The sequence below is a fragment of the Ruegeria sp. CDSC025 genome (assembly GCF_059610805.1).
In genome coordinates, this window is sequence record NZ_JBXWOJ010000028.1 from 1 (window position 1) to 9,120 (window position 9,120).

Below are 9,120 nucleotides of genomic sequence, written 5' to 3' on the forward strand. Positions count from 1 at the left end.
CCATCATTCGCGCGAAGATGCCCTTGTCGCTCCACCGTTTCCATCGATTGTACAGCGTCTTGTGCGGTCCATAGGCGCAGCCGAGGACACGGTGTTGTCTAATAGGGTTGCCCGAGGGGAAAGGCAGCGTCTTACCCCAGATGGCCAGAGGCGTTTGGCTTGTCCAAATCCTGCTGGCCCTAAAACAAGTGCGGCGGTGCGGGCTGCGCTGTTACTTTTTGCGCCAGAACAGGTTGTTTTTTTTGCGCAGTACAAAATGGTGGGAGTAGGACAAGCAGAGCCCGGATCTTGCCAGGCCAATCATGGTTCCTAGGATTACGCGCTTAGGGGCGCCATTGTGCGCAATAAGATATGGAATCAATCTGCGGTGGACTCATTGAGGCCTACTTTCCTGAATCAATTTGGCTGAAACACTATCTTTAAGGGTTTGATATGATATCTATTTTATTGCAGCTAGATGTCGTAATACCTGTCCATTGCAAGGCGTGGTCGAATGCTCCAGTGGCGCGTGGGCTGCAGCTGAAAATCTACACCAACGCGAGCAATGGTCCCTCGGCACGGATTGCTCGATAGTTCTGACGGCTTCCACCTCGAAAACCTATCAGATGAGAAATCAGGGGATGTCCATTCCATCAGAGCCCTTCTGCACCTAGCCGCTATCTACCCCAGAGCATCGGGTAAAGGACCAATCACTACGCCGCCATTGCCCAGCACGCTTCGGTCTTTCTGTTAGACCGTTGCCCCTTTGATACGGATCGCAGAACCCAGTGTCCCGGCACACAGACCCACAACAATGGCGATCAAAAGTTCGGTCGTTGCAACATTGGCAAAGTCCCAATGGGCAAACAGCAGCGTCCCAACAATGCCGATCAAACCGCCCATCATGGCCCCCAGCCAGAGGCGGCGCGTCATCATGCCAAGCGCAACGCCCAGAATGCCTGGAAGGCCGATGATGTTGCCGCCGATTGTTCCCAGAAGTTCCAGCATAACTTACCCCTTTTCAGTCCGACTGTGTGGTCAGGTATGACCGGATTTCTGCGCTGCCGTCTGCAACCTGTTGTTGCAAGTTACCTGCGGATTTATTAGCCAGCGCATCGGTGATTTTCTGGTATTCTTCCTGATAACCCTGCGGCAGGCTGTGTGCGATGCCTTGGTGGCAGTCGATGCAGGTCATGTTGTTGTCAATTGCCCGCTGATGTTCCGATGCAGCGCGTGCTTCTTGAATGGTGAAATCCATATAGTCAAAGTTATGGCAGTTGCGGCACTCGCGGCTGTCAGAGGCCTTCATCTTTTTCCAGACCGCCGAAGCCATACTTAGCCGATGCGTTTCGTATTTCTCAGGCGTGCTGATGGTTCCGGCAAGCTCGTGATAGACATCTTTAACAGCCATGATCTTGGCCTTGATCTTGTGGTTCCATTCATGTGGCACGTGGCAGTCAGAACAGATCGCGCGGACACCGGAGTGGTTGTTATAGTGGATCGTCTCGCGGTATTCACCCAGATTGGTTTCCATCGTGTGGCACGAGGTACAGAATTCCTCGGTATTGGTCAGTTCCAATGTCCAGTGGAACCCACCCCAGAACAGAATACCGGCCAGAAACCCGGCGAGGATCAGAAAGCCCGAGCTGAACATAACAGCCGGGGTCCAGATCGCGTTCCAGAGGCGGCGGATCCAACCGCGGTTTTCGGGGGAGTCTGCCATCTTGGTGCTCCTTTCAGACATGCGTTGGATTAGTTGCCGGACGAGGGTTCAAACACGTTGTCGACCAACGCAGGCGCATCTGCCTGAGGCACGTGGCACTGGTTGCAGAAATAACGGGTCCCGGCGATGTGATCCAACTCATTGCCGTCACGATCCAGATAATGGGTCATCGACAGGGTCGGCGCATTGCGTTCCCCGGCTTTGGTCCAGTCATGGCAGGACAGGCATTGATTGGTGCGCACGTCAATCTGGTATTGCTCGATCGAGTGGGGGACAAGCGGTGGTTGCTGGCGATAGTTGCGCTGCACCCGTCCTTCCACGTTCTTGTGAATCCGGTCCAACGGAATGGGTTCATCCACCTCGGCGCCACGCAGGGTTTGCACCGTCGCAGATTGCGCAAGGACGAACCCGCTCAGGAATATAACGGGGATCAGGGCGACGACACCTGTGAGGATTGGCTTGTTCATCTCGGCACTCCCTTAAATAGGTCTGGCTACGCGCGGTTCAGGCGCGGGAACTGGATCGGAAGGTGCGGCGACTTGGTCGTCGAACCGGTGAGTAAATTTGAAGACATCAACTGCACAGACATCGATACAGCGACCGCAGTTTGAGCAGTCGGTTGACAGGATCAGCGGCGTGGCACCCGGCTTGCCCTTCAGCGCGGGCGAAATGATGTGGTTTTCGGGGCATACGGCATAACAATCCATGCAATCGTCACAGGCCGAGCGGTTAACCGCGCTGACCCGTAACAGGCTTTTGGTGCCGATCAGGCCATAAAACGCACCGACCGGGCATATGTGGCCGCACCAGCCGTGACGGGCGACAAACACATCAAAGACAAAGATCGCAACGACCATGACCCAGACAAATCCGGCCCCAAAGAGAAGGCCGCGATGCAACATGGTGATTGGGTTGATAATCTCCCATGCGATCACGCCGGTGAGGCCCGAGACGATCAGCGCCGTGGCCAATATCCACAACCGCGTGCGCCGTTTAGGTTGCCAACCTTTCGGCAAGTCCAACCGCCTGTGCAACCAGTTGGCGGCGTCGGTCACCGGGTTGATCGGACAGACCCACGAACAATAGACGCGGCCCCCGACCAGCGCATAGGCCACCATGACGATCAAGCCGCCAATCAAAGCGGTCATCGCCGGCCAATGCCCGGCGATGATGCTTTGCAACAGGATGAATGGGTCCGTCAGCGGCAGTACACCCAGGGTCTGCGATCCTGCCAAGGTACCTGTAACGACCCAGATGCCGAACCAGGGTCCCAACAGGAACAGGACCAGAAAGAACAGCTGACTGATACGGCGAAGTATCAGGTATTTATGCGCGCCGACCCAGCCTTTGACCGCCACGGCTTCTTGGCCTATGGGCATATGTGTGCGGGTGGTCATTGTCCCACCCCTGGAAGATCATAGCCGGGTTCAAAACCACCCGGTGCGATCAGATTGTCGACCCCCGGGCCGGGCAGGCGGTCGGGCAGGTCGATTATGCCTTCAACAACCGGCGCGCCCTTGGCATCTTTTTCTTCCCAACCTTTGCGGTAATGATCCGCGCTGCTGCCCCGCGCAAGACGTACCGGCAATACCTTGATTGCGGCTTCTGGCAGAACACAGCTTTTTTCGCACATGCCACAGCCGGTGCAGCGGTCGGCATTTACGGTTGGGATAAACATCGCATGGTGGCCCGAGCGGGCGTTATGCGCCGTTTCCAGCGTGATCGCTTCGTCTATCACGGGGCAGACACGGTAACAAACGTCACACCGCAATCCCAGGAAGTTCAGGCAGTTTTCCTGATCGACCAAAACCGCGACGCCCATTTTGGCATCGTCAATGTTATCCAACTTGGGATCTAGCGCACCGGTCGGGCAGGCGGCAACACAAGGAATATCGTCGCACATTTCACAAGGCACATCGCGAGCGGTAAAATATGGCGTGCCCGTCGCCCCGGCATCCGACCCAAGCTCGGCCAGTTTCAAGGTATCATAGGGGCAGTCTCGCACACACAGCCCGCAGCGAATGCAGGCCGACAAGAACTCCCGCTCTGGCAGCGCGCCGGGGGGGCGCAAAGCTTCGGCCGACAATGCACGGGCGTCGCGGGCCAGCCAGGCCAGCAGTGATCCGGCGACCATACAGCCGCCTGCCGCACGCGCCGTATCCTGAAGGAAGCGGCGACGTTTCGGCGAAAGGGGTGTTTCGGCGAGGGGCATGGGGATTACCTTTGCGATCCGTGCCGATTACGCGCGCTCGACCTTACAGGCGCATTTCTTGTAGTCGGTTTCCTTCGACAGCGGACAGGTTGCATCCAACGTCAGCTTGTTGGTCAACTGGTGTTCATCAAACCACGGCATAAAGACCAAGCCGCGCGGCACCTTGTTGCGCCCGCGTGTCTCAACCCGACTGGTGACCTCGCCACGGCGGGTCGACAACACGATTTCCTGCCCGCGGCGCAGGCCGCGATCCTTGGCGTCTTGTGGATGCATATAGACAACTGCCGACGGGAAGGCCCGGTGCAGTTCCGGCACCCTGCGTGTCATCGAGCCTGAATGCCAATGTTCCAGCACGCGACCGGTCGACAGCCACAGATCATATTCTTCGTCCGGCTCTTCTGCGGCGGGTTCGTAGGGGGCAAAGATGATTTTTGCCTTGCCGTCCTTGTGACCGTAGAATTTAACATCCGCGCCTTCGGGCACATACGGATCGTACCCTTCGCGGAAGCGGTAAAGGGTTTCTTGCCCGTCCACGACCGGCCAGCGCAACCCACGCGCCTGGTGATAGGTTTCGAACGGTGCAAGGTCATGTGCGTGACCACGGCCAAATTCGGCATATTCCTCAAACAGGCCTTTCTGAACGTAGAACCCAAAATGCTCGGATTCGTCGTTGTCAAAGCCTTCCGCAGTTTCGGCTAGGGGGTACTTGTCCACCGATCCGTTGGCGTAAAGCACATCATACATGGTCTTGCCGCGGTGTTCGGGCATCTTAGCCAGCAGTTCTTCATCCCAGACCTCTTCAACGGTGAAGCGCTTCGAAAACTCCATCAACTGCCACAGGTCAGATTTTGCTTCTCCTGGCGCTTTCACCTGCTGGCGCCAGAACTGAGTACGGCGTTCCGCGTTGCCATAGGCGCCTTCTTTTTCGACCCACATGGCGGTGGGCAGGATCAAATCTGCAGAGACAGCTGTGACAGTTGGATAAGGGTCAGAGACTGCGATGAAGTTTTCCGGGTTGCGATAACCCGGGTAACCTTCCTCGTTGATATTGGGTGCCGCCTGCATGTTGTTGTTGCACTGCACCCAATAGGCATTCAGTTCACCATCCTTCAGCTTCCGGTGCTGCAAGACCGCATGGAACCCGGGCTTAGGTGGAATAGTACCTGCCGGGATATTCCAGGCGGTTTCGCAAATCTGACGGTGTTCGTCATTTGCCACCACCATGTCTGCAGGCAGGCGGTGGGCGAACGTGCCCACCTCACGCGCGGTTCCACAGGCCGAGGGCTGACCGGTCAGCGAGAAAGGCGAGTTGCCGGGTTCAGAGATCTTACCAACCAGAAGGTGCACATTATACATCAGCGAATTCACCCACGATCCGCGGGTGTGCTGGTTGAAACCCATGGTCCACAAGCTCATCACTTTGCGGTTCGGGTCTGCATATTGTTGCGCCAGCTTCTCAAGTTTATCGGCGGGCACGCCAGACAGTTCGGCTGTGTATTCCAGCGTATAAGGTGCGACCGCCTCGGCGTATTCTTCAAAGCTGATCGTCTCGAGCTTGCCCGAGTTTGGGTTCTCTGCCTCTTGCTGCAGCGCGTTTGTATCGCGCAGACCATAACCGATATCGGTGGCGGTTTTGGTGATGTTGACGTGCTTGTTGACAAACTCTTCGTTCACCGCGCCGTTCTGAATGATGTAATTGGCGATGTAATTCAGGATCGCCAGATCGGTCTGCGGGTTAAACACTAGGCCATTATCGGCAAGCTCGAACGAGCGATGTTCGAATGTCGATAGAACATGCACTTCGCATCCCGGCTTGGTCAGGCGCGTGTCGGTCAGGCGCGACCACAGGATCGGGTGCATTTCGGCCATGTTCGATCCCCACAGCACGAAAGTATCCGCGTGTTCCAGGTCGTCATAGCAACCCATCGGCTCGTCAATTCCGAAGGTACGCATAAAGCCCACGACCGCGGACGCCATACAGTGCCGCGCGTTGGGGTCGATATTGTTGGACCGGAACCCGGCTTTCATCAATTTCGAAGCAGCATAGCCTTCCCAAACCGTCCACTGGCCTGACCCGAACATGCCGACACTGGTCGGGCCCTTCTTGGCCAGCGCCTCTTTCCATTTGGCAGCCATGACGTCAAAGGCTTCGTCCCAACTGACCGGCTCAAACTCACCGTTCTTGTCATATTCGCCGTTGGTCTTGCGCAGCAATGGGGTGGTCAGGCGATCCTTGCCATACATGATCTTGGACAGGAAATAGCCCTTGATGCAGTTCAGCCCGCGATTGACCGGCGCGTCAGGGTCACCCTGAGTGGCGACAACACGCCCGTCCTTGGTACCTACCAGCACAGAACAGCCGGTGCCACAGAACCGGCAGGCGGCCTTGTCCCAGCGAATGTCAGGGGTGCCCACCTGCGCGGCGGCCTGACCAGTGGCCAAAGGAATACCTGCGGCAGAGGCCGTCGCTGCGGCCGCTGAGGCCTTGAGGAATGTCCGACGAGTTTCTGATATGGTCATAGCGTGGGCCTCCGGCTGGTGGTTTGGCTTGGGGCATCGGGATGCGGATGGCTGTCCGCAGTGTCCTCGAAATGGTGGTACGTTAACGTCAGAGAAATCACCCCGGGGATCTGGTGCAGGTCCATGATGATCTCGGACGCAAGGCGTGTCGGCGTGTCTTCGACAACAATTACGAAACGACCGTCTTCGGCCTCGGCGTGAATTTCGACACCGACAGTGTCTTTCATTGCCTCGGACGCCGCCAGTGCCTGCGCTGGCGCGATATGTAATAGGCATCCGCAGATATTCATTGGCTGACTTCCGTTTGAGATATGGTTTTGCGTTTCAATGTGACGGCATCGACCGGGCAAGACGCCATACACGACCCACAGCCAGTGCAGGCGTCGAGGTCTAATGATGGATTCGCGCGGCCACCCAGTTGCAGCCTGAAGTTGATGGCGTTCTGTTCGCAATTATCCTGACACACCCGACAGCTGACACCATTGACAGACAGGCAGGACGCAGCTTCGACCGACGCGCGCCACGGCCAATCTTGCAGGCGTTCTATGTCCAGGGCATCCGTGGGACAGGATTGAGCGCAACTCCCACAAAAAGTGCAGGGACCCTCGGTGGGTTGAAACACCGGATACCCATCCTGACCAATGGCAATCACACTTTCGGGGCAAGCTTCGACACAGTCGCCACATTTACTGCATTGATCTGCAAAACCAGGCACAACCGAACCCGGAGGTCGAACAAGATTACTGTCCTCCCGGAATGCGGTGACGCCCAAAAATGCGCGTCGGCTGGTCAGTTGACTCATATCGCTTTGACCTGGCTATCTCTGATTCCTTTTCTGAGTTTACTGCATAATCGTTCTGAGGCTGGTACATTTTGATCCAGATCATTATTTGAGCGCATCGTTCTTAAACGTTTTGAGCTATTTGACGTCTGGAATGCCACCATCCGTACTGCTTGAAACCAGATGAGCGATGACACAACAAAGCCAAACCGCCATCTGTCTCAAAACATCTGATGACGTATAGCCGTCCATTGCCAACCGTTGCCACGTCGACAGGTGATTGGGCCGTAGATCATGTCGTCGCGCAACTTCATTGACCTCAAACCCAGGACCAACGACTTGGCCACAACACGACCCTTGAACGGTTCTGAAGGTGTAGACGCCCCCGCTGGCCTCGGTGTGCCATTGTGGGTTTGCAAACAAACTGAATGGAGGCGTCACTGGAAGAGATTGGCATGATTGGCCTGGATTTGGCGAAGAATGTGTTCCAGGTGCACGGAGCGGCTAGAACAGGTCACCCGGTTCTTCAGAAGAAACTGCGCAGGGGCCAGGTCCTCGAGTACTTTGCCAAATTCCCGCGTAGCGTGTTTGCAATGGAGGCCTGCACCAGTGCGCATTATTGGGCGCGCGAGATCGGTCGTTTGGGTCACAAAGTCAGGCTGATCAATCCGGCCACGTGAAGCCATTCGTCTAACGTCAGAAGAACGATATGGACGATGCAGAAGCAGAACTGTGAAGCTGCAAGTCGACCAACGATGCGCATTGTTGCTGTGAAGTGTGAAGAGACCTAGGCGTCAGCGATGGTTCTTCGGTCCCGGGAATTGTTGGCTCGGCAACGCACGCAATTGATCAACGCTCTGCAAAGTCACCTTGGCGAGCTAGGTCAGGTCGCACCGACAAATCTCTGATCAGCACGTCGAATGTTGAGTGTCAAAACCTGACCATGCGTATGCCCATGCGCCCTTTTACCCGCCTGACAAGTGGTTTCAGCAAGAAGGTTGAAAACCGCATGCACTCCGTTGCGCTGCGTTTCATGTACTACAACTCTGTGAAGGTGCATCAGACGTTAAAGGTGACACCTCCAATGGAAGCGGGTTTGACTGATCGCCTCTGGAATATAGCTGAACTGGTTGCTATCGTTGATGCCAACGAACCCGCACCAAAGAAGCGTGGAAACTATAAGCCCCGTAATAAGGCACTTTCAAAGTGACCCAATCCCGTACGATCCGCGTATATTAGCGCGTTGATATATGAAGTCGTTCATGAAACCGGCCAGGCCAAAGGTATTCCGAACCAACCATCAGCGGGTTTTCCATCCACTTCGCGACTGACAAACGTCTGCCTTCGAAGATCTCGAAACGCACCGGCTTCTGCGTCTTACTCTGCAGAACGGAGGCTCGTTCCTTGACCTGTCCGGAGGCCATTACATCGACCACCTGCATTCGGACCAGATCGCAGCCTCGGAGCTTGTTGTCTATTGCCATATTGAAGACGACAAAGTCCCGGTGGATTTTGGCTAGCTCAAGTCCAACCCTGATCGCCCAGATGTGTTTTGGTTTCAGAGGGCGCTTTTGTCCTACGATCCGGCCCTTGTTTCAGGCCGGGCGAAGCGCGCGAATGGCGGGTAAGTTTGGTGTTTCCATGACTGATCCTCCGAACCGCCATTCCCTCCCACTTCGACAACCCGACGTTGACCGGTGCAGCATATCACCGGATGCTGCATCGCATTCGACGTCCAGTGTGAGCCCAAAGCGATAGAGTTTCAAACCTAACATCAAACTTTTCGAGGGCTAAAACAACTGCTACTCCCTTATGAATGATTGTTTGTTGAGCAGCCTCATCTGACTGGTTCAATTTGATTGTTAGTGCATCATTGGCCTGTGATCCATTGAGATGATGGTTTCG

Annotated in this window: 11 protein-coding genes and 2 pseudogenes; 2 read left to right on the forward strand and 11 right to left on the reverse strand. The window is 55.8% G+C overall.

Going from position 1 to position 9,120, the window contains the following annotated elements:
• Positions 1 to 729: 729 nt before the first annotated feature.
• The 9 genes from AC2FH8_RS20415 to AC2FH8_RS20455 all read right to left on the reverse strand — a co-directional run bounded on the left by AC2FH8_RS20415 (position 730) and on the right by AC2FH8_RS20455 (position 7,656).
• Positions 730 to 987, reverse strand: coding sequence for a hypothetical protein (locus AC2FH8_RS20415; protein WP_142640413.1), 258 nt, complete (start codon positions 985 to 987; stop codon positions 730 to 732).
• 13 nt (positions 988 to 1,000) lie between these two features.
• On the reverse strand, positions 1,001 to 1,702 hold the full coding sequence (locus AC2FH8_RS20420) for a NapC/NirT family cytochrome c (protein ID WP_496690619.1): 702 nt from the start codon (positions 1,700 to 1,702) through the stop codon (positions 1,001 to 1,003).
• A gap of 29 nt (positions 1,703 to 1,731) precedes the next feature.
• Complete coding sequence (locus AC2FH8_RS20425; RefSeq protein ID WP_496690620.1) at positions 1,732 to 2,169, reverse strand: nitrate reductase cytochrome c-type subunit; 438 nt, start codon at positions 2,167 to 2,169, stop codon at positions 1,732 to 1,734.
• Positions 2,170 to 2,181: 12 nt separating this feature from the next.
• Positions 2,182 to 3,099 (reverse strand): quinol dehydrogenase ferredoxin subunit NapH, encoded by a 918-nt coding sequence (napH, locus tag AC2FH8_RS20430; protein WP_496690622.1) that lies wholly within the window; start codon positions 3,097 to 3,099, stop codon positions 2,182 to 2,184.
• A complete protein-coding gene (gene napG, locus AC2FH8_RS20435; protein WP_281996151.1) occupies positions 3,096 to 3,914 on the reverse strand; it encodes a ferredoxin-type protein NapG in 819 nt (272 codons plus the stop codon). The genes napH and napG overlap by 4 nt, the downstream gene beginning before the upstream one ends.
• Before the next feature lie 27 nt (positions 3,915 to 3,941).
• Positions 3,942 to 6,434 carry a nitrate reductase catalytic subunit NapA gene (gene napA, locus AC2FH8_RS20440; RefSeq protein WP_496690623.1) on the reverse strand — a complete coding sequence of 831 codons (2,493 nt, stop codon included), beginning with the start codon at positions 6,432 to 6,434 and terminating at the stop codon, positions 3,942 to 3,944.
• Positions 6,431 to 6,724: a chaperone NapD gene (locus tag AC2FH8_RS20445; protein ID WP_496690624.1), complete on the reverse strand. Its 294-nt coding sequence runs from the start codon at positions 6,722 to 6,724 to the stop codon at positions 6,431 to 6,433. Before AC2FH8_RS20445 ends, napA begins: the two co-directional genes overlap by 4 nt.
• On the reverse strand, positions 6,721 to 7,236 hold the full coding sequence (gene napF / locus AC2FH8_RS20450) for a ferredoxin-type protein NapF (RefSeq protein WP_496690625.1): 516 nt from the start codon (positions 7,234 to 7,236) through the stop codon (positions 6,721 to 6,723). The genes AC2FH8_RS20445 and napF overlap by 4 nt, the downstream gene beginning before the upstream one ends.
• A gap of 117 nt (positions 7,237 to 7,353) precedes the next feature.
• Positions 7,354 to 7,656, reverse strand: coding sequence for a transposase (locus AC2FH8_RS20455; RefSeq protein WP_496690626.1), 303 nt, complete (start codon positions 7,654 to 7,656; stop codon positions 7,354 to 7,356).
• On the opposite strand from AC2FH8_RS20455, the pseudogene AC2FH8_RS20460 reads away from it, so the two are divergent.
• Together AC2FH8_RS20460 and AC2FH8_RS20465 are read left to right on the forward strand one after the other, a co-directional pair.
• Positions 7,644 to 8,108 (forward strand): annotated as a pseudogene (locus AC2FH8_RS20460) (IS110 family transposase); the annotation flags it as partial. The gene AC2FH8_RS20455 and the pseudogene AC2FH8_RS20460 overlap by 13 nt on opposite strands.
• Positions 8,090 to 8,425 (forward strand): annotated as a pseudogene (locus AC2FH8_RS20465) (IS1 family transposase); the annotation flags it as partial. The pseudogenes AC2FH8_RS20460 and AC2FH8_RS20465, both read left to right, overlap by 19 nt.
• Before the next feature lie 25 nt (positions 8,426 to 8,450).
• Here the strand turns inward: AC2FH8_RS20465 and AC2FH8_RS20470 are convergent.
• Together AC2FH8_RS20470 and AC2FH8_RS20475 are read right to left on the reverse strand one after the other, a co-directional pair.
• Entirely contained in the window at positions 8,451 to 8,699 is a 249-nt protein-coding gene (locus AC2FH8_RS20470; protein ID WP_246097372.1) for a site-specific integrase, read from the reverse strand.
• A 223-nt stretch (positions 8,700 to 8,922) separates the two neighbouring features.
• The coding region (locus AC2FH8_RS20475) for a hypothetical protein (protein ID WP_282027937.1) at positions 8,923 to 9,120 on the reverse strand (198 nt) is incomplete at its 5' end.